The 19,211-nt window shown below is 67.5% G+C and carries 16 protein-coding genes, 1 tRNA gene and 2 pseudogenes; 4 read left to right on the top strand and 15 right to left on the bottom strand.

Translation table 11 applies throughout. The features are described from left to right. Window positions 1-45: 45 nt before the first annotated feature. Together AC07NN_RS21210 and AC07NN_RS21205 are read left to right on the top strand one after the other, a co-directional pair. Window positions 46-2,793 (top strand): TonB-dependent receptor, encoded by a 2,748-nt coding sequence (locus tag AC07NN_RS21210; protein ID WP_494645507.1) that lies wholly within the window; start codon window positions 46-48, stop codon window positions 2,791-2,793. A gap of 192 nt (window positions 2,794-2,985) precedes the next feature. After that, window positions 2,986-4,095: a hypothetical protein gene (locus tag AC07NN_RS21205; protein WP_494645505.1), complete on the top strand. Its 1,110-nt coding sequence runs from the start codon at window positions 2,986-2,988 to the stop codon at window positions 4,093-4,095. Here AC07NN_RS21205 and AC07NN_RS21200 read toward each other — a convergent pair. From AC07NN_RS21200 to AC07NN_RS21190, 3 genes and pseudogenes are all read right to left on the bottom strand, one after another. Next, window positions 4,092-4,199, bottom strand: a pseudogene (locus AC07NN_RS21200) (hypothetical protein); the annotation flags it as partial. The gene AC07NN_RS21205 and the pseudogene AC07NN_RS21200 sit on opposite strands and share 4 nt — an antisense overlap. After that, window positions 4,185-4,415, bottom strand: a pseudogene (locus AC07NN_RS21195) (hypothetical protein); the annotation flags it as partial. The pseudogenes AC07NN_RS21200 and AC07NN_RS21195, both read right to left, overlap by 15 nt. A gap of 944 nt (window positions 4,416-5,359) precedes the next feature. Beyond that, window positions 5,360-5,435, bottom strand: a tRNA-Ile gene (locus tag AC07NN_RS21190). A gap of 150 nt (window positions 5,436-5,585) precedes the next feature. Here AC07NN_RS21190 and AC07NN_RS21185 point away from each other — a divergent pair. Next, window positions 5,586-6,335 (top strand): SIMPL domain-containing protein, encoded by a 750-nt coding sequence (locus AC07NN_RS21185; RefSeq protein WP_494645504.1) that lies wholly within the window; start codon window positions 5,586-5,588, stop codon window positions 6,333-6,335. A gap of 60 nt (window positions 6,336-6,395) precedes the next feature. Here the strand turns inward: AC07NN_RS21185 and AC07NN_RS21180 are convergent, their stop codons facing one another. From AC07NN_RS21180 to glmU, 12 genes are all read right to left on the bottom strand, one after another. Beyond that, window positions 6,396-6,866, bottom strand: coding sequence for a hypothetical protein (locus tag AC07NN_RS21180; protein WP_494645502.1), 471 nt, complete (start codon window positions 6,864-6,866; stop codon window positions 6,396-6,398). Next, window positions 6,866-7,222 (bottom strand): aspartate 1-decarboxylase, encoded by a 357-nt coding sequence (panD, locus tag AC07NN_RS21175; protein WP_099576484.1) that lies wholly within the window; start codon window positions 7,220-7,222, stop codon window positions 6,866-6,868. The genes AC07NN_RS21180 and panD overlap by 1 nt, the downstream gene beginning before the upstream one ends. A 143-nt stretch (window positions 7,223-7,365) precedes the next feature. Further along, complete coding sequence (locus tag AC07NN_RS21170) at window positions 7,366-8,184, bottom strand: alpha/beta hydrolase (protein WP_494645927.1); 819 nt, start codon at window positions 8,182-8,184, stop codon at window positions 7,366-7,368. 112 nt (window positions 8,185-8,296) lie between these two features. Beyond that, entirely contained in the window at window positions 8,297-8,599 is a 303-nt protein-coding gene (locus tag AC07NN_RS21165; RefSeq protein WP_494645500.1) for a winged helix-turn-helix domain-containing protein, read from the bottom strand. Window positions 8,600-8,608: 9 nt separating this feature from the next. Beyond that, window positions 8,609-9,229, bottom strand: a complete 621-nt coding sequence (locus tag AC07NN_RS21160; RefSeq protein WP_494645498.1) for a hypothetical protein — start codon at window positions 9,227-9,229, stop codon at window positions 8,609-8,611. 59 nt (window positions 9,230-9,288) lie between these two features. Continuing rightward, window positions 9,289-11,079, bottom strand: coding sequence for a long-chain-acyl-CoA synthetase (locus AC07NN_RS21155; RefSeq protein ID WP_494645497.1), 1,791 nt, complete (start codon window positions 11,077-11,079; stop codon window positions 9,289-9,291). Window positions 11,080-11,169: 90 nt separating this feature from the next. Then, a complete protein-coding gene (locus AC07NN_RS21150; RefSeq protein WP_494645495.1) occupies window positions 11,170-12,054 on the bottom strand; it encodes an aspartyl protease family protein in 885 nt (294 codons plus the stop codon). A gap of 139 nt (window positions 12,055-12,193) precedes the next feature. Further along, complete coding sequence (locus AC07NN_RS21145; protein ID WP_494645493.1) at window positions 12,194-13,573, bottom strand: class II 3-deoxy-7-phosphoheptulonate synthase; 1,380 nt, start codon at window positions 13,571-13,573, stop codon at window positions 12,194-12,196. A gap of 113 nt (window positions 13,574-13,686) precedes the next feature. Next, a complete protein-coding gene (locus AC07NN_RS21140) occupies window positions 13,687-14,925 on the bottom strand; it encodes an O-antigen ligase family protein (RefSeq protein ID WP_494645491.1) in 1,239 nt (412 codons plus the stop codon). After that, window positions 14,922-16,322 (bottom strand): glutathione-disulfide reductase, encoded by a 1,401-nt coding sequence (gor, locus tag AC07NN_RS21135; RefSeq protein ID WP_494645489.1) that lies wholly within the window; start codon window positions 16,320-16,322, stop codon window positions 14,922-14,924. Before gor ends, AC07NN_RS21140 begins: the two co-directional genes overlap by 4 nt. A 48-nt stretch (window positions 16,323-16,370) precedes the next feature. Further along, window positions 16,371-17,054 carry a ribose-5-phosphate isomerase RpiA gene (rpiA, locus tag AC07NN_RS21130; RefSeq protein ID WP_494645487.1) on the bottom strand — a complete coding sequence of 228 codons (684 nt, stop codon included), beginning with the start codon at window positions 17,052-17,054 and terminating at the stop codon, window positions 16,371-16,373. Then, on the bottom strand, window positions 17,051-18,427 hold the full coding sequence (glmU, locus tag AC07NN_RS21125; RefSeq protein WP_494645485.1) for a bifunctional UDP-N-acetylglucosamine diphosphorylase/glucosamine-1-phosphate N-acetyltransferase GlmU: 1,377 nt from the start codon (window positions 18,425-18,427) through the stop codon (window positions 17,051-17,053). Before glmU ends, rpiA begins: the two co-directional genes overlap by 4 nt. Before the next feature lie 70 nt (window positions 18,428-18,497). On the opposite strand from glmU, the gene AC07NN_RS21120 reads away from it, so the two are divergent. Then, the gene (locus tag AC07NN_RS21120) at window positions 18,498-19,211 is read left to right on the top strand and encodes a phosphoglycolate phosphatase (protein ID WP_494645481.1); all 714 of its coding nucleotides are present in this window, start codon (window positions 18,498-18,500) and stop codon (window positions 19,209-19,211) included.

Raw genomic sequence — 19,211 nt, 5'->3', positions numbered from 1 at the left:
CGCATGATCAAAAAAGCGCAGAGCCGGACAGGGAGGGTGAGACTCATGACCACTGAATTTTCGCGCCGTCGCGCCTGGCTGATGGCCGGCGGGGCCACCGGCCTGGCGCTCGCTTTCGCCGTCGCGGGCTCGGCCCAAGCGCAGACCGGCGGCGCGGCCCCGGCCGCCAAGGATGACGCGCAAGTCGAAGAGATCGTCGTCACCGGCATCCGCCGCGGCATCGAGGGCGCCATCTCGCTGAAGAAGAACTCCAGCTCGATCGTCGAAGCCGTCTCGGCCGAAGACATCGGCAAGCTGCCGGACATGTCGATCGCCGAGTCGATCGCCCGCCTGCCCGGCCTGACCGCACAGCGCCTCGACGGCCGCGGGCAGGTCATCTCGATCCGAGGCCTGGCGCCGGACTTCACCACCGCCCTGCTGAACGGCCGCGAACAGGTCTCGACCGGCGACAACCGGGGCGTCGAGTTCGACCAGTATCCGTCGGAACTGCTGAGCGGCGTCGTGGTCTACAAGACCCCGGACGCGGCCCTGGTCGGTCAGGGCCTTGCCGGCACCGCCGACATGCAGACCGTCCGCCCGCTGACCTTCGGCAAGCGCGCCCTGGCCATCGGCGCCCGCTATGAGTGGAACGACATCGGCGCCCTGAACGCCGGGACTTCGGCCCACGGCAACCGCCTGTCGATCTCGTACATCGACCAGTTCGCCGACGGTAAGATCGGCCTGGCCCTGGGCTACGCCCACATGACCTCGCCCTATCAGGCCGAGCGCTGGAATTCCTGGGGCTATCCGACCGCCGACGCGGCCGGCAACCTCGTCATCGGCGGCGCTAAGCCATACGTGATGTCGTCGAAGCTGAAGCGCGACGGCGTCATCGGCGTGCTCGAGTTCAAGCCGAACGAGCACTACACCGGCGCGGTCGACGTCTTCTATTCGAAGTTCAACAACCGCCAGTTCCTGCGCGGCATCGAGCTGCCGCTGTACTGGTCCTCGGCCACGCTGGCGCCGGGCTACACCAGCGAGAACAAGCTGGTCACCAAGGGCACGTTCTCGGGCGTGAAGGGCATCGTCCGCAACGACGGCAACCTGCGTGAGAACACGGTCAAGGCCATCGGCTGGAACAACAAGTTCATCGTCGACGAGAACACGACCATCACCGCCGACCTGTCGTGGTCGAAGGTCAACCGCACCGACCAGATCCTGGAAACCTACGCCGGCACCGGCCGCTCGGGCACGGGCGCGACCGACACCCTGGGCTTCACCATGGACGGCGACGGCGTCGCCCAGTTCAACTCGACCCTGAACTACGCGGACGCCAGCCTGATCAAGCTGACCAGCGCCCAGGGATGGGGCTCGGACCCGGTCACCCTGCCCGGCGGCCAGGACGGCTATCTGAACAAGCCGAAGATCGAGGACGAGCTGAAGGCCGTCCGCCTGTCGGCCAAGCATGAGGTCGGCAGCTGGATCAAGGCGGTCGACGCGGGCCTGAACTACAGCGAACGCGGCAAGGACCTGGTCAACGACGAGTGGTTCCTGCGCGTGAAGGGCGCTCCGGCCAGCGTCGCGATCCCGTCGAGCGCCCTGGTCGGAACCACCTCGCTGGCCTTCATGGGCATCAAGGGCATGGTCAGCTACGACCCGTTCGCCCTGGTCAATTCGGGCGTCTACGACCTGATCCGCAACCCCAACGCCGACGTGCTGGTCAAGAGCTGGTCGGTCGAGGAGAAGGTCACGCTGGGCTATGTGAAGGCCGACCTCGACGTCGACCTGGGCGGTGACGTCAGCATGACCGGCAATGTCGGCTTCCAGGTCGTCCACACCGACCAGAGCTCGACCGCCCTGGGCGCCACCGGCTCTGGCACGGGCGTGAAGAGCACCACCCTGGCCGGCGGCAAGAAGTACACCGACGTCCTGCCGAGCATGAACCTGCAGTTCCACCTCGGAAACGAGCAGGTCATCCGCCTGGCCGCCGCCCGCACCCTGGCCCGTCCTCGGATGGACCAGATGCGCGCCTCCAAGACCTTCAGCTATGACGCGGGCCGCGTGAACTCGACCGACGTCAACCTGTCGCCCTGGAGCGGCAGCGGCGGCAATCCGGAGCTGGAGCCCTGGCGCGCCAACGCCTTCGACGTGTCGTACGAGAAGTACTTCGGTCGACAGGCCTACATCTCGCTGGCCGGCTTCTACAAGGACCTGAAAACCTACGTCTATGACCAGAACCTGGTCTTCGACTTCACGGGCTTCCCGGTCACCAGCGGCCCCGAGCCCAAGCTGCGCCAGGGCATCGTCTCGGCGCCGCAGAACGGCAAGGGCGGCTCGATCAAGGGCGTGGAGTTCGCCATCTCGATGCCGGGCGCGCTGCTGACGCCGGCCCTGGACGGTTTCGGCGCGGTGTTCTCGGCCTCGCACACCGCGAGCAAGATCCACCCGAACCCGGCCGACCTCTCGACCCCGATCCCGGGCCTGTCGAAGAACGTCGCCAACCTGACCGTCTACTACGAGAAGGACGGTTTCTCGTTCCGGGTCAGCGACCGCTACCGCTCCAAGTTCCTGGGCGAGGTCTCGGGCTTCGGCAACGGCCGCACCTTCCGGATGGTCAAGGGCGAGTCGGTCATCGACAGCCAGGTCGGCTACACCTTCAACGACGGCCCGATGGCCGGCCTGTCGGTGCTGGCCCAGGTCAACAACCTGACCGACGAGCCGTTCACCACCTATCAGAACGGCGATACGCGCCAGGTCATCGACTACCAGCGCTTCGGCCGCACCTATCTGCTGGGCCTGAACTACAAGTTCTAGCCCGGCCAACCTTCCCCAAAGCCTGTAGCGCCCCTGTCGGTCCTGCCCGACAGGGGTTCTTTTTCTTAAGCCTCGCCCTTCAAGCTCTCTTTAGGATTGAACCGGATAGTGCGCCCCAACTAGAGCCTGCCTGAGCAGGCTCTATTTTCTTGGGGTTCAAGCGCGCCCTGGCGCGCTCAGGGGGAGCGCAGAATGCCGTTCAAATCCATCCGCGTGGCCGTGCTGCTGGCCACCACAGCCGCTGTCTTGAGCGCCTGCGCCACCCGTGAAGACGCCGCGGCCCTGCGCCAGCCGGCCATGCCGCCGCTGGCCGTGGCCAAGGCTTCCCCCACCCGCGCCTTCTATCGCAACGTCGCCGTCCAGGCCGTCGAGGGCGCGCCCGAATTTCGCTGGTTCGACGGCGGCGCGGTGATCACCACCCGTCCGACCCGCGTCCAGGTCGTCGACAGCCTCAGCCAGCACCTGCTGCGCGCCGATATGCTGGCGCCCAGCAACCTCGACGCCGAGTACCAGCTCTATACGAACTTCGAAGAGCTTCGCGGCCCCGACGTCTGGTTCGGGACCGACAAGCTGACATCGGCGCGCGTCACCTTCCGCCTGGTGCGCTGGCGCACCGGCGAGGTCGTCCGCGAGAAGACCATCGAGGCCGGCTACGCGGTCCGCTGGACCGGCGTGACGCCCGAGGTCGCGCGCTCGGCCCTCGGCGGTCCGCTCCTGGCCAGCAAGGACGCCGTCATCGCCGCGCCCGGCGGCGCCGTGCTGGGCGTCGGCCTCGGCTACTACGTGAACCAGAACTTCGTCGCCTATATCGCCGACGCCCCGATCGCCGGCCTGATCGGCGGCGACCAGGCGGCCGCCATCGGCGGTCCCAGCCGCTACGTCCCCGGCTTCGCGGCGGCCTTCTCGACCGCCGTCGCCACCGGCGCGGCGTCGGGCCGCTTCTCGGACCTGGAAGCCATGCTGGCCGGCGGCGTGATCACCGCCGCGGGCGCTGCAGCCGGCCCGCCGCCCGCTTGGCGCGCCACCACCGCCGACAGCGAGATCACCTCGGCCTTCACCGGCCGCGCCCGTCGCCTGGCCGCCACGCGGGGCCTGATGGACCTGGCGTTCGACAGCTTCATGAACGACCTCAGCCGCGACGGCTCGGTCGTCTACAAGACCGCCGTCTCGTGCCGCGCCCTGAACGGCGATGCGGGCCGCGGCCCCTACCTGGCCGAGACCGCGACCAGCTACGCGGTCGACTGCCCCGGCGCGGCCTATAACGACGCCAAGACGGTCAAGGCCTTCCCGAGCCGCTTCTAGGGCTTCTCCAGGCGCTCGGCCGCTCGCCGCTTCACGACCCGGAACAGCAGCGGCAGCAGCTCCCAGCTGAACGCGCCGACCACGAAGCCGAACAGATAGGCCTCGCGCATGGCCTGCCACGGGATCAGCGGCAGGGCGGCCTTGACGAAGAAGGCCGCCAGGATCACGGCGGACGCCGTGGCGCAGGCCAGCCGGATCGTCAGGTCACGCAGGTTCGCCCGCTCGGTCACGCTCAGCGCGCCGATCTGCACCAGTCCATAGACGGCCACGCCGCCTAGCGCGCCCACGATCGCGCGCAGGCGGTCGGGATCGATGTCCATCGAGGCCTCCTCCAGCCCGGGATCTTGGGGTGATGGCTCAAGAGCGTTCCAAGCTTGGCGTCGCGGCCACGACAGGCGCTCGGATCAACCCCGCCGTTAAGAAATGTGCCTATGCCCGAGGGAAGAGTCGACTGGCCGCGAAAGCACATGCGTCCGCTTCTGACGCCGACTCGACGCGATCATGTTGGCCTCGATCCCAACTAGAACAAAAGGGGAACTTACGCGCCGTTCGGGGCTTCTTGGCTGATGCTGAGCTACGTCAGAAGAAGCCGTACCTTCGCTCGACCCTCGCCTGCGCGAGATCGCTCATCTCTTTCAGGAAGCTGTGGACCTTCTGTGCGAATTCCAGATGCAAGAGGACCAAGCCATGATCAGTCGATAGACGCAGCTCCTTCGTCAGAAGTCCTTCGACAGCAATGACCTGCTGTTGTGTCTGGAGGAGCAATGCCACGGCTCGCGTCGGAACATCGAGTTGCGCGAGTGGGAGATGGTCTATCGCTTCCCGGACTGAGGCGATTGCGAGAATCTCGTGCCCTAAAACCCCCAATTGGGTGGAGATACTCGGGCCTGTCGTGACTCTGGCTGCCCCTGCGATCGCGAGGTAAGCCCTGAAAGCTAGTTCGGCAAAAACCGCAAGGCTTCAGGCCGTCGCCTGCGCAGCCTGCGCTCGCTGCCGACGAAAATCTCCACGCGCGATGAAGATCGCAGCAAGTATCGCTGCAATAGAACCGAACGCCTGAACCCAAGCCGGCGCATCCTTTCCTATAGCGAGCCGCCAAATCCCCACGTAGGCACCAGTCGGGGTCAACATGACACCAACGAAAAGCGTGCAGAGGCACAAAATTAGGAGATCAGCTCGACGCATGCAGTGAACAGTCACACGATTCCCATCATCGAGCCCAAGGACCTCAGCCACTAGGCATTATCTAATAATTTCAAGAGGTTGGTAGGCCTGGAGGGACTCGAACCCCCAACCAGACCGTTATGAGCGGTCGGCTCTAACCATTGAGCTACAGGCCCGCGCGGCCACGCGGTGCGTGCGGCAGGTCGGCGGATTAGCATGAGCCGAACGCGGCTTAAAGCTCCGGTTCAGGTTGGACCTGCCACGAGGGAACCATAACTGTCCGAGACGCTCTCCCCCATGTCCCGGACAGTCCTGGAGAAAGAACAATGACCACCACCGCCCGCCGCGCCACCTCCCTGGCTGCTCTCGCTGTTCCCGCCCTGATCGGCGGCGCGCTGCTGATGGGCGCCGCCGCTCCGGCCATGGCCCAGGACGCGGCGTTCAAGGCCACGACCTTCAATCTGTCGGCCTATGGCGAGACCCGCGTGGCGCCGGACATGGCGACCATCAATCTGGGCGTCCAGACCGACGCACCGACCGCCGCCGAGGCGCTGAAGGCCAATGGCGCGCGCATGAACCAGGTGCTGGCCGCGCTGAAGAAGGCCGGCATCGCCGACCGCGACATCCAGACCTCGAACCTGAACCTGAACGCCCAGTATGTGTACGAGCAGAACCAGCCGCCCAAGCTGAACGGCTACCAGGCCTCGAACCAGGTGACGGTCACGGTGCGCGACCTGACCAAGCTGGGCGCGGCGGTCGACGCCACGGTCAATGCCGGCGCCAACACCGTCAACGGCATCAGCTTCGGCCTGGCCAACCCGCAGGCTGCGGAAGACGCCGCCCGCCTGGAGGCCGTGAAGGCCCTGCAGGCCAAGGCCGAGCTGTACGGCCGCGCCACCGGCTACAAGGCCGTGCGCCTGGTCAACTTCAGCGAAGGCGGCGGCTACACGCCCGCGCCGCAGCCGGTCCCGATGTACGCCATGGCCAAGCGCGAGATGTCGGACGGCACGGGCATCGCGTCCGGGGAACTGCGGGTCCGGATCGACGTCAGCGCCGTCTACGAAGCCGCCAAGTAGATCCAAGTAGATGGAGAAACGCCGCCGCCGGTCTCCCGGCGGCGGCGATGTCCTTCGGGGCTAGAAGCCGGCCTTCCTGAAGGCCCGCTCGACCCGGTCCTGGACCTCGCGGCCCGGCAAGGCTCGGTCGCCCTCCATGACCGCCACATAGGTCAGATGCAGATCCGGTTTGCCCGCGCTCGTCGGGATCGGCCCGATGGCCCAGCCCACGGTGTTGGCGCCGCCGGTCGGGCAGCTCTTGAACCGCGCCGGCTGGCCGACGCTGGCCTTCAGCAGCTTCTCGGCCGTCGTGGTCACGCCATCGCAAGTCGGCAGGTTGCGCGAACAGGTGATATAGCCCCCGCCTCGCCAGACCAGATGACCCTGGGCGTCGGCCACAACCACGCAGGTCGAGGGCGAGCCGATCGACTTGCCCACGGCTTCGGTCAGTTTGGCTTCATCGACAGAAGCCGGCAGCTTCGGCGAGCAGGCCGCGAGGCCCGTGGCGGCGAGGGCGACGAGCGCCCAGGTCCGCGCCTGGGGGCGCTTCATCAAGCCGCCTTCTTGATCAGGTTGCCTTCGTCCAGCAGCACGACGGTCGGAGCGTAATTGCGCGCCTCCTCGGCGGCCATCTGGCAGTAGGTGACCACGATCACGAGGTCGTTCTTCTGCACCAGGCGGGCGGCGGCGCCGTTGACGCCGATCACCTTCGAGCCACGCGGGGCCTCGATGGCGTAGGTGGTGAAACGCGCGCCATTGGTGATGTTCAAAACGTCGACCTGTTCGTTCGGCAGGATGCCCGAGGCGTCCAGCAGGTCGCGGTCGATCGCGATCGAGCCTTCGTAGTCGAGGTCGGCCTGGGTCACCGTAGCGCGGTGCAGCTTGGCCTTCAGCATGGTGAGCAGCATGGCGGGGAAGCCTATCCCTTTGAACTAAATGGGGTCTTCAGGGCCGCCACACACAAGGCCCGTCGGTAAGGTCCCGCCATATAGACACGAACCCAGCGGGGTTCAATCGCACTGCAACATGACGTCGCGGAACGGCCCGCATGTCAGGCGGTGATCGCGGCCTTCAGGAAGGCGGTCATGTCGGCCAGCAGGGTCGTCTTGCGGCGAAAGGGCCGCGACAGCGCCAGCACCGTCCCGGCGTGGTCGAGCCCCGGATAGTGGCGCTCATCCACGCGAACGCCCTTGTCGCGCAGGGCGGCGGCGAGCTTGCGGGTGTTGCGAGGCCGCACGGTGGTGTCCTTGTCGCCGGTAGCCAGGAAGGCGGGCGGCGCGTCGGGGCGAGCGAAGGCCGTGGGCTGGGTGGCCTCCAGGTCGGCCGTCTCGCCGAAGGTCCGCCGCGTCACCGGTCCGTCCAGCGGCAGGAAGGCGTAGGGACCGGACAGGCCCGCGAAGGCTTGAATGACGGACGGGTCGACGCCGACAGCTTTCAGGTAGCGCGGGTCCAGGGCCAGCATGGCCGCGTTGTAGGCTCCGGCCGAATGGCCGACCAGGACGATCCGGCGGGGATCGCCGCCCAGCGTCGCTGCGTGGTCGACGGCCCAGCGCACGGCCTGGGCGCAGTCCTCGACAAAGCCGGGAAAGCGCACTTCCGGATACAGGCGGTAGTCGGGCACCAGGGTCAGGAAGCCTTGCGCCGCCAGGGCGCGCCCGACCCAGCCGTAGTCCTGACGCCGGCCGCTGTCCCACGAGCCGCCATAGAAGAAGATCGCGACGGGCGCCTGCTGGCCGGCCTTGGGCGGCGCATAGATGTCCACTCCGCCGCGCGGGCCGGCGGCATAGCGCGAGCCCCTGCCCTCGACGCGCGCGGCGTCCTTGGGCGTCAGCGTCGCGAAGACCGTCAGCGGCGAACAGGCCGAGGTCATCGTCGCCGCCAGGGCGGCAAGGCCTACGCGTCTCGTCACCGTTCTCCCCGCCATCGCGCACGTCCCATCGCTTGAGGTTTGACCGCCACGAGCGTCTGGTCCGGAAGGCCGCTCACGGGCGCCCCTCGACCAGCTTGGCGATGGCGTCGAGATAGGCGGCGAAGGCGTCGCGCCCGGCCTCGGTCAGGGTCACCTGGGTCAGGGGCTTGCGGCCGACGAAGCTCTTGGCGATGGCGACGTAGCCGGCCTCCTCCAGCTTGCGCAGGTGGACCGAGAGATTGCCGTCGGTCAGCGACAGCTTGCCCTTCAAGGTGTTGAAATCGGCCCCGCCGGCGCTGGTCAGATAGGCCATGATCCCCAGCCGCACGCGGCCGTGGATCACCTCGTCCAGACGGTCGATCTCGAAGTCTTCCACGCCCTTCGCTCAGCCCGCCGAGGGTTCCTGGCGCATCAGCGCCAGGCCCGGAACGGCGGCCAGCAGGATCAGGGCGGCGGCATAGGCCAGCCAGACCAGGGTCGAGCCAATCAGCAGGCCCAGCCCCACCGCCGCCGCGAACGAGGCCAGGGCCACCACGCGGATCCACGCCAGGCGCGACACCGACGCCGCCACCCACCAGGCCGCGCCGTACAGCACCAGGATGATCGAGGGCGCGAAGCCGATCAGCAGGCCCGTCCGCGCCTTCCAGCTGGCCACGGCGATGGCCAGGATGAGGGTGAAGCAGCCGATCCCCACGGCGGTCCAGGCGTCGCGGCTGGCGCGATTGGTCGAGGAGGTCACGCCGGGCTGCCTGGCCAGACGACGGATCAACACTGTCTGGATCGTCAGGTGCGCGGCCATGGCCACCAGCCAGACGCCGAACACCGACACCGGCGGAACCTCGACGATCCGCGCCAGGATCAGCCACTGCACGAAGCTGGCCAGGCCATAGCAGCCGCCGGCCGCCGCCAGCAGCGATCCGCCCAGCAGCGGCGTGCGCCGCCCCTCCTCGGCCAGGGCGCGCAGGAAGGCCAGGTCGTCGCGAATGGCTTTGACGTCTTCGGTCACGGCGAATCCTCCGTCGGGAGCCGCCTCACTTTGCGACGTAAAGCGCCGACGTCAAAGCGCTACAGCTTGAAGCCCCCGGCCTCGATCTTGGCGAACACGGCCTTGGTGATCTTCACATAGCCCTTGGCCGGGTCGCGGAAGTACAGCGGGTCCTTGGTCTTGGCCGGATCGAAGCCGTCATTGACCAGGTCGATCTTGCGGTACTTGAAGGTGCCGGTCGTCTCGATCGTCTTCTGCAGGCGCACGAAGATCGGACGGGCGTAGCTGGGCAGCTGTTCGTCGACATGCTTGCCGAAGGCGGCGATGTCGAAATCACCTTCGACGACCAGCGAAGCCATGCCGGCCTTGCCGTCCAGGTCGCCGACCTTGACGCCGTAGACGTTGACCTCCTGCACGCCTTCGAAGCCGGCGACGCGCTCCGACACCTCGCTGGTGGCGACGTTCTCGCCCTTCCAGCGGAAGGTGTCGCCGATGCGGTCGACGAAGTAGATATAGCCGTCGTGGTCGACCTTCATCAGGTCGCCGGTGCGGAACCAGGCGTCGCCCTTCTCGAAGACGTCGTGCAGCACCTTCTTCTCGGTGGCGGCCTTGTCGGCGTAGCCGGTGTAGTTCGAGCGGGCGTCGCTGCCGATATGGCCGATGCACTCGCCGACCTCGCCGGGGCCGGCCTCGACGCAGCAGCCGTTCGGGCCGCGTACGGGCATCTCGGCCTCGACGTCGAACTTCACGATCCGGATGTTGAACTTCTTCTTCAGATAGCTCGGGATCCGGCCGATCGCGCCGCGCTTGCCGTCGAAATTGAACAGCGAGACGTTGCCCTCGGTCGCGCCGTAGAACTCCAGCACGTCGCCGACCCTGAAGCGGTCCATCATGTCGTTCCAGACATCGGCGCGCAGGCCGTTGCCGAAGATCATGCGGATCTTGTGGGCGCGCTCCAGCTCGTGCTCGGGCTGGTTGGCCAGGTAGCGGCACAGCTCGCCGATATAGACGAACATCGTGCAGTTCTCGTTCACGACGTCCGGCCAGAAGTGGGTCGCCGAGAACTTCTTGCGCAGCAGGATCGAACCGCCGTTCAGCAGGCCCGCGCCCATGGCGCAGAGGCCGCCCGTCGCGTGGTACAGCGGCAGGGTCACATAGATGCGGTCGTTCTGGTTGGCTCCGGTCGAGCCGGCGAAACCGCGCATATAGAGCTGGGCGCGCATGTGGTTGATGCGCGCGGCCTTGGGCAGGCCCGTCGTGCCGCTGGTGAAGATGTAGAGCGCCGTGTCCCTGGCCGTGATGCCGTCTCGGGCCGTCTCGCGGTCGGGACGCAGCTGGCTGCAGCTCTTCAGCGCCTTCACGAGGTCGCGCTGGTCGCCATGGACCGGGCCCAGCACCCACTGCTGCATGTGGCGTTCCAGCTGGCCCTTCACGGCCTCGAAGCACGGCGAGGTCTCGGGATCGACGATGCAGTGCATGGCCTGGGAGATGTTCAGGCAGTGCGCCAGCGCCGCGCCGGTCAGCTGGTTGTTGATCAGGGCCGTGGCGACGCCAACCTTGGACAGGCCGTACCAGATCGCCAGGTATTCCAGCCGATTGGGCATGAACAGCGCCACGGTCTGGCCGCGCGTGATGCTCTGCCCCTTGGCCCAGTGGGCGTAGCGGTTGGCGATCGCGTCCAGTTCGGCATAGGTGATCGTCTTGCCTTCGAAGGTGATCGCCTGGCGGTCGCGCCATTTGTCGACCGCGGCCTCGAGGTCGTCGCAGATCAGGTTCGGGCTGTCGGGAGCGATCGTCTTCACGCGCTTCAGCGTCCGGGACAGGCCCTTCAGGAAACGGATTTCCCGCTTGATCTTCTGACGCAAACGCATTCGGCTCTCCCTTCAAACAACCATTGGAGAGCGCCGCGCGACCGGTCAAGACGCCGTGTGTTGCATCGCAAACCTAACGGCGTTCGGCGGCTAGCCCGGAACGCGGAACCGGACCTCGTTGCGCTTGAAGTCCATCGAGACGGTGTCGAACCGCTGCAGGATGTCGGTGCCGATCACGATGGCCGGCTGCTCCTGAAAGCCCCAATAATCAAAGGTATGGATGGCGCCGACGATCAGCGGCACATTCCGCAACGTCATTTTGCCCAGCGTCAGGCGCGAGAGAATCGCGGTCCGTCCGGGCAGTACCTGACCGGTCACGCTGCGCAGTTCGGTGTCCGCCAGACTGCCCAGCACGGCGTTGTTTTCGCGGGCGGCTTCCAGCATGGCCAGATTGCCGACGGTCGTGGTCGAACCGCTGTCGACGAAGGCGATCAGACGCTGCAGCGGCATGAAGGCGTCGATCAGGGTCAGGCCGCTGCGCAGCAGCTTGGACTTGACGATCACGGTCTGGGTGTCCGGCACCGGCAGGCCCTCGCCCACCGTCATGCGGCGCTGCTTGAAGTCCAGCAGCAGGCTGGCGCGGTCCAGCCATTCGAGGCCCAGCACCCCGTCCATCCGGAGCTGCTCGCGCGGCAGGACCGAGACCAGCATGTCCTTCTTCGAGCGCTTGCCGACGGTCAGGCTGGCGACCCGGGCCGTCTCGACCGACTGCGAGCCGGCAATGCTGTGCAGCCGACTGGGCGCGCCGCGCGGCAGGTTCAGCTGGTTGGCCAACTCGGTCGTGATCACCGAACTGTTGGCGCCGGTGTCGACCAGGAAGTCGAAAGGCCCTTGCCCGTTGACGTGGGTCTTCACGCTCAGGCGCTTGGCGGCGTCGAGATATTTGAGCGGATCGGTGGTCGAGGGCGGCGGCTGGCTGTCCTGGAGCGCGAACGCCAAGCCGGGAACGACCGTCGCGCCCGCAACGAGTCCCATGAGCGCTCTTCGCTCGATCTCCTGGCTTGTGAGCGTTCGACGCTCAACGCCTTGATCCGCCATGCCATTCCTCCCGAAGGGGGAGGCTATATGGCGCTGTGGAACGGCGCCAGAGAGCGCCGTTCACTGAGCGACGAAACTAGCCGGCAGCGAGACGGCGCTGGTCGTCGCGGGCCGACTTAAGCTTCTCGGCCACCAGGAAGGCCAGCTCCAGCGCCTGCTCGCCATTCAGGCGCGGGTCGCAATGCGTGTGGTAGCGGTCGGCGAGGTCCGTCTCCGAGACCGCGCGGGCGCCGCCCAGGCATTCGGTGACGTTCTGGCCGGTCATCTCCAGGTGAACGCCGCCCGGATGGACGCCTTCGGCCTGGGCGATCTCCACGAAGCTCTTCACTTCGCTCAGAATGCGGTCGAACGGACGGGTCTTGTAGCCGGTCGAAGCCTTCAGCGTGTTGCCGTGCATCGGGTCCGTGGCCCACACCACCGAGCGGCCGGCGGCCTTGGTCGCCTTCATCAGGCGCGGCAGGCGGTCGGCGATCTTGTCCGAACCGAAGCGGCCATACAGCGTCAGGCGGCCCGGTTCGTTGTTGGGGTTCAGCACGTCGATCAGGCGCAGGAGGTCGTCGCCCTCCATGGTCGGGCCGCACTTCAGGCCGATCGGGTTCTTGACGCCCTTCATGAACTCGATGTGCGCGCCGTCCAACTGACGGGTGCGCTCGCCGATCCACAGCAGGTGGGCGCTGGTGTCGTACCAGTCGCCCGAGGTGCTATCGACGCGGGTCATGGCTTCCTCGAAGCCCAGCAGCAGGGCCTCGTGGCTGGTGAAGAACTCCACCTGATGCATGCTCGGGTGGCTCTGGGGCGTGACGCCGATCGCGGCCATGAAGGCCAGGCTCTCGGTGATCTTGTCCGACAGCTCGCGATAGCGCGCACCCTGCGGGCTGTCGCCGACGAAGCCCAGGGTCCAGCGATGGATGTTGTGCAGGTCGGCATAGCCGCCGTTGGCGAAGGCGCGCAGCAGGTTCAGGGTCGCGGCCGACTGGCCATAGGCCTTCAGCAGGCGGTCCGGATCGGGCACGCGCTCTTCGGACGTGAAGTCCATGCCGTTGATGATGTCGCCGCGATACGACGGCAGGGTCTCTCCATCGATCGTCTCGACCGGCTCGGAGCGCGGCTTGGCGAACTGGCCGGCGATGCGGCCCACCTTCACAACCGGCTTGCCGCCGGCGAAGGTCAGCACCACAGCCATCTGCAGGATCAGGCGGAAGGTGTCGCGGATGTTGTCCGCGTGGAATTCCTTGAAGCTCTCGGCGCAGTCGCCGCCTTGCAGCAGGAAGGCCCGGCCTTCGGCCACGTCGCCCAGCAGGCTCTTCAGGCGGCGCGCTTCACCGGCGAAGACCAGCGGCGGCATCTGGCGCAGCGTCTGCTCGACCCGCTCGACCGCGCCCATGTCCGGATAATCCGTGGGCATGTGCTTGGCGGGCTTGGCTCTCCAGGCGGCGGGCGTCCAACGGGCGGTCATGACAAAGGCTCGATTACTGCGAAGGGCGGCGTAGATACCGCGAATGGAACGAAAAGGCAAAATCGTGCGGCAAGATACCGTCGACCCGCCCAGACGGGAAAGTCCTGGTCGCGCTAGCCGCGAGAGGCGCTGGTTTTTTGCGCCACGCTGCAGGCGATGGCGGCGATGGCGCCTAGGGCCAGCCACCACTCCTGCCAGACCCCGAAGCTCAAGCCGCCGATCACCAGATAGGAGACCAGGGTCGCGGCCGCCATGGCCCCGTCGCGGCGACTGACGCCGGTCCAGGCCACGATGCGGTAGACGATCCAGGCAAAGAAGGCCGCCGCCAGGGCAGCGCCGGCGGAGCCCAGTTCCAGCCACAGCTGCAGCGCGGCGTTATGGGTGTGCAGCGGGATGGCCGGGCCGAAGGTGCGGCTGGCGTCGATCCCCCAGCCACGCAGGGCGTGGGTCACGATCTGGTTGGCGGTGAAGGCCCAGATGTTCAGGCGATGATCCCACGAGGGCGGGGCGATCACGTGCAGCCAGTTGAACAGGCCTGACCTCACGCCCCACAGCACCGCCATCGGCGCGAAGATGAAAGGCGTCACGACGATCGGGATCAGAGCGCGGGCGATCGGCTTGCCTAACACGCGCACGCCCAGCCAGGTCAGGCCGCCCAGCAGCATGGCCGCGATCGGGGCGTCCGCGCCGGTGAAGTGCGCGCCGAGCACCGTGCACAGCGCGATCAGGGCGATCAGCAGGTTGCGCCCCTGGAACCGCCAGGCGTCCAGCATGCGCGCGCAGGGCCAGAACAGCAGGATCAGCGGATAGGTCGCCTGCGAGACCTTCACCACCGCCTGGTCGGGTCGGATGGGGTCTTCGGTCAGGTTGTGCAGCACCTGGTAGATGGCCGCCTGCAGCGCCCCATCCAGGAAGGTGATCACGGCCAGGATCACGACCCCGACCAGCAGCACCCTGCCCGTCAGTCGCGCCGAGCGATGGGACAGGCCGCCCAGGGCCGCGACGGCCGCGCCGTAGGTCCCGAGCTGGAAGACCAGCTTCAGGGCGGTGAACTTCTCGACGTCCTTGTCGCGCACGAGATTGGCGAGATCCGGCGCCGCGGGGCTCCAGCTGAGGCTAACCAACGCCCACAGCACCAGTAGCACCAGGGCGAACATCGGCAGCAGCGGCGGTCGCGAGCGGGCCAGGCCCGGCGCGGCCAGCAGGCCGACCAGGCTGACCAGCCCCGAGAACCAGAGCGGGATCAGGTAGCCGATCAGCGGCGTCATCACCGCCATGAAGACGGCGAGCGCGCCCAGCCAGCGCGTGCGGCGCTCCTGCAGATCAGCGGCCACGACGCCGGTCTGGCTCATCCAACCCCGCCGACTTCGACCGGAACGTATTTCTCACGCATGGTGACCAGTTCCTCGGCCAGGGTCGGGTGGACCGCGCAGGTCGAGTCCCACTGGGCCTTGGTGACGCCCATCTTCACGGCGACGGCGGCCATCTGAATGATCTCGGGCGAGTCGGGCCCCACCATGTGGACGCCGACTACCTTCTGGTCGTCCTGCTTGACCACCAGCTTGATCAGGCACCGCTCCTGGCCGCCATAGAAGGTGACCTTCATCGGGCGGAAGACCGAGCGATAGATGTCGACGCCGCCGAACGCGTGGCGGGCCTCGGCCTCGGTCATGCCGACCGACCCGACCGGCGGCTGCGAGAACACGGCCGAGGCGACCATGTCGTGATCGAAGGTGGTCGGGTTGTTGTAGAACTCGGTCTGGGCGAAGGCCGCGCCCTCGCGGATCGCCACCGGCGTCAGGTTGATCCGGTCGGTGACGTCGCCGACGGCCCAGATGCTGTCGACATTGGTCTTGGAGTGCTTGTCGACCGCGATCGCGCCGCGCTCGTTCAACTTCACGCCCGCCTTCTCCAGACCCAGGCCCTGGACGTAGGGCTCACGGCCGGTGGCGAACATCACGGCTTCGGTCTCGAAGGTCAGGTCGCTGGTCAGCGTGCTGAGCAGCGTCCCGTCTTCCTGCTTCTCGATCGAGGTGTGCGAGCAGCCCAGCACCACCTTGATCCCGCGCTTGCCCAGTTCGTCGGCCAGGTGCGAGCGCACGTCGTCGTCGAAGCCGCGCAGGATATTGGCCCCGCGATAGAGCAGCGTCGTCTGCACGCCCAGGCCGGCGAAGATGCCGGCGAACTCGACGGCGATGTAGCCGCCGCCGACGACCATGATGCTCTTCGGCAGCTTGGGCAGATGGAACGCCTCGTCCGAGGTGAAGCCGAACTCGGCGCCCGGGAATTCCGGCTTTACCGGACGGCCGCCCGTGGCGATCAGGATCTTCCTGGCGGTGTAGGTCCCGGCGTCCTTGCTCCCGTCCTTGGGAAGCACCTCGACGGTGTGGGCGTCGATGACCTGGGCCCGGCCGTGCAACAGATTGGCGCCGGCCTTCTGCAGGTTGGTGACGTAGATGCCCGACAGGCGGGCGATCTCGACGTCCTTGTCGTGGATGAAGCCCTTCCAGTCGAAGCTGGCCTCGCCGATCGTCCAGCCATAGCCCTTGGCGGTTTTCAGCTGGCTGGCGACTTCGGCGGCGTAGACCATGAACTTCTTGGGCACGCAGCCGCGGATCACGCAGGTGCCGCCGACCCGATACTCCTCGGCCACGCCGACCTTGGCGCCGCTCATGGCCGCCAGACGCGCCGCGCGCACGCCGCCCGAACCGGCGCCGATGACGAAGAGATCGAAGTCGTAGTCAGCCATCACCGGCCTCCGGAAGAAACGCGAGCTTGGGGGCGCTTATGTAGGACGTCAGGGAACGAGGCGCACCACACCCTGGTCCGTGCCGATCAGGGCTTCGTCAGCCAGGTCGAGGAACAGGCCATGGTCGACCACGCCGGTCACGCTCTTCAGGGCCGTGGCGAGGGCCGCCGGCTCGGCGATGGTCCCCGAGGCCATGTCATAGATCAGGTTGCCCCCATCGGTGACCACCATGCCTCGGTCGGCCTGGCGCAGGCGCGGCGGCGGCAGGTCGAACTCGGCGGCGATGTCGGCCAGTCGCCAGCTGGTGTGGACGTGGCCGAAGCGGACCACCTCGATCGGCAGCGGGAACTTGCCCAGGGCGTCGACCTTCTTGGCCGCGTCGGCGATGACCACGCAGCGGTTGGAGGCCTCCCAGACCAGCTTCTCGCGCAGCAGGGCCGCGCCGCCGCCCTTGATCAGGGAAAGGCCCGGGCCGATCTCGTCGGCGCCGTCGACGGTCAGGTCGATGCTCTTGACGTCGTCCAGCGCCGCCAGCGGGATGCCCAGGTCGCGGGCCAGGGTGGCCGTGGCCTCCGAAGTCGGCACGCCGCGGATGTCCTTGAGGCCGCGCGCGGCCAGCGCCTTGACGAACCAGGCGGCCGTCGAGCCGGTGCCCAGGCCCACCACCATGCCGCTCTCGACGAGTTCGGCGGCGGCTTCGCCCGAGATGCGCTTCTGGTCGTCGGCGCTCATTTCTTCTTGTCCTTCTTGGCTTGCTTCAGGGCGCGGAACTTGGTCGCCCACCCCGACTTCGCGGTCTGTTCGGCGCGCGACAGGGCCAGGGCCCCGTCCTCGACGTCCTTGGTGATCACCGAGCCCGAGCCGGTCATCGCCCCATCGCCGACTCGCACGGGCGCGACCAGGGCGCTGTTGGAGCCGATGAAGGCGCCCTTGCCGACATGGGTCTCGAACTTCTCGAAGCCGTCGTAATTGCAGAAGATCGTGCCGGCCCCGATATTGGCCTTCTCGCCCACCGAGCCGTCGCCCAGATAGCTGAGGTGGTTGGCCTTGGCGCCCGCCCCGACCTTGACCTTCTTCACTTCCACGAAGTTGCCGATATGGGCCTCGGGGCCGATCTCGGCGCCGGGACGCAGGCGAGCATAGGGACCGATCAGGGCGCCCTCGCCCACGCTCGCGCCTTCCAGGTGGCTGAAGGCCTTGATCACCGCCTCGGCCGCGACACTGACCCCGGGACCGAAGACCACGAACTGCTCGACCACCGCCCCGCCGGCGATCTTGGTGTCCCACGACAGGTGGACGGTCTCGGGCGCTAGCATGGTGACGCCCTCGACCATCAGGGCCTTGCGGCGGTTCTTTTGCCAGACGGCCTCGGCGGCGGCGAGTTCGGCCTGGGCGTTGACGCCCTGCACCGAGGCTTCCGGCGCGAAGGCCGCGCGGGTCGACAGGTGACGCTCATGCGCCAGGCCGACGACGTCGGTCAGGTAGTACTCGCCCTTGGCGTTGTCGTTGCGAACACTGGCCAGGATGTCGAACAGGATCGCCCGATCAGCGGCTAGCACGCCCGAATTGCAGTGCTTGACCTGCTTGGTGGCGCTGTCGGCTTCCTTCTCCTCGACGATGCGCAGCAGCACATGGCCCGGCGCCAGGATCAGGCGGCCGTAGCCGGTCGGGTTGGCCGCCTCGAAGCCCAGCACCGCGACATGGGCGCCGGCGGTGATCAGGTCGAACAGCGGCGCGATCACCGGGGCGGTCGTCAGCGGGCAGTCGGCATAGGTGACAACCACGTCGCCATCGAAGTCCGCCAGCGCATCCTTGGCCGCCAGCACGGCGTGGCCGGTGCCCAGCGGCGGGTCCTGGATCACGGTCGCGTTCGGACCCAGGCGCTTGCGGGCATGCTCGCCGACCTGCGGGCTGTGCGCCCCGACCACGACGACGATCCGCTCGCAGCCCAGGCCCTCGGCGGCGTCGATGGCGTGGTCCAGCAGGGTCCGGCCGGCCAGCTTGTGCAGCACCTTGGGCGTCGGCGACTTCATCCGCGTGCCCTGGCCGGCGGCCAGGATCACGGCGGCGCGCGGACGGACGATTTTGGCGGCGGGTTCGGTCATGGGTCCTGGCGACTCCCTTGAGCGCGTTACGCGTTGCATTAGCCGTGCAATTGGCCGAAAGGCCAGACCCATGAGCGAGCTTCATGACCTGAACGGGGCGACAATCGCCTTCGATCTTGACGGAACCCTGGTCGACACGGCCCCCGACCTGGTGGGCGCGCTGAACACGATCCTGGCCCAGGAGAGCCTGCCGCCCCTGCCCTTCGGCGAGGTGCGGCTGATGGTCGGTCGCGGCGCCCGGGCCCTGCTAGAGCGCGGCTTCGCCGCCGCCGGCGCGCCGCTGGACGCCGAACGCGCCCCGACGCTCGTCCAACGCTTCATCGCCGTCTATCTGGAGCGCATCGCTCAAGAGAGCGCGCCCTTCCCCGGCGTGGTCGAGGTGCTCACCGAGCTGAAGGCCGCCGGCGCCAGGCTGGTGGTCTGCACCAACAAGCTGACCAACCTGTCGGACGCCCTGCTCGAGGCGGTGGGCCTGCTGCCGTTCTTCGACGCGGTGGTCGGCGCAGACAGCGCGCCGGCCGCAAAGCCCGACGGTCGCCATGTCGCCGCCGCCGTCGCCGCCGTCGGTGGCGATCCAGCGCGCGCCGTCATGGTCGGCGACAGCATCAACGACGCGCTCGGCGCCAAGAACGCCGGGGTCCCCAGCGTGCTGGTCTCGTTCGGCTACACCGAGGATCCGGTCGAGACCCTCGGGGCCGATCTGGTCATCCACAGCTTTTTGGATGTGCCGGATGCGTGTCGGACGCTTTTGACCTCTTGCCCCGCGCCGAACACCGGGCTATAG

This window comes from Caulobacter sp. GW821-FHT09H08 (assembly GCF_059415885.1).
This window is presented reverse-complemented; position numbering and strand designations above follow the sequence as displayed.

Excerpts from the sequence above, each read along its gene's own strand:
- AC07NN_RS21210 (WP_494645507.1), top strand. The coding sequence starts at position 46 with ATGACCACTGAATTTTCGCGCCGTCGCGCCTGGCTGATGGCCGGCGGG.
- AC07NN_RS21205 (WP_494645505.1), top strand. The coding sequence starts at position 2,986 with ATGCCGTTCAAATCCATCCGCGTGGCCGTGCTGCTGGCCACCACAGCC.
- AC07NN_RS21185 (WP_494645504.1), top strand. The coding sequence starts at position 5,586 with ATGACCACCACCGCCCGCCGCGCCACCTCCCTGGCTGCTCTCGCTGTT.
- AC07NN_RS21180 (WP_494645502.1), bottom strand. The coding sequence starts at position 6,866 with ATGAAGCGCCCCCAGGCGCGGACCTGGGCGCTCGTCGCCCTCGCCGCC.
- panD (WP_099576484.1), bottom strand. The coding sequence starts at position 7,222 with ATGCTGCTCACCATGCTGAAGGCCAAGCTGCACCGCGCTACGGTGACC.
- AC07NN_RS21170 (WP_494645927.1), bottom strand. The coding sequence starts at position 8,184 with ATGACCTCGGCCTGTTCGCCGCTGACGGTCTTCGCGACGCTGACGCCC.
- AC07NN_RS21155 (WP_494645497.1), bottom strand. The coding sequence starts at position 11,079 with ATGCGTTTGCGTCAGAAGATCAAGCGGGAAATCCGTTTCCTGAAGGGC.
- AC07NN_RS21150 (WP_494645495.1), bottom strand. The coding sequence starts at position 12,054 with ATGGGACTCGTTGCGGGCGCGACGGTCGTTCCCGGCTTGGCGTTCGCG.
- AC07NN_RS21145 (WP_494645493.1), bottom strand. The coding sequence starts at position 13,573 with ATGACCGCCCGTTGGACGCCCGCCGCCTGGAGAGCCAAGCCCGCCAAG.
- AC07NN_RS21140 (WP_494645491.1), bottom strand. The coding sequence starts at position 14,925 with ATGAGCCAGACCGGCGTCGTGGCCGCTGATCTGCAGGAGCGCCGCACG.
- gor (WP_494645489.1), bottom strand. The coding sequence starts at position 16,322 with ATGGCTGACTACGACTTCGATCTCTTCGTCATCGGCGCCGGTTCGGGC.
- rpiA (WP_494645487.1), bottom strand. The coding sequence starts at position 17,054 with ATGAGCGCCGACGACCAGAAGCGCATCTCGGGCGAAGCCGCCGCCGAA.
- glmU (WP_494645485.1), bottom strand. The coding sequence starts at position 18,427 with ATGACCGAACCCGCCGCCAAAATCGTCCGTCCGCGCGCCGCCGTGATC.
- AC07NN_RS21120 (WP_494645481.1), top strand. The coding sequence starts at position 18,498 with ATGAGCGAGCTTCATGACCTGAACGGGGCGACAATCGCCTTCGATCTT.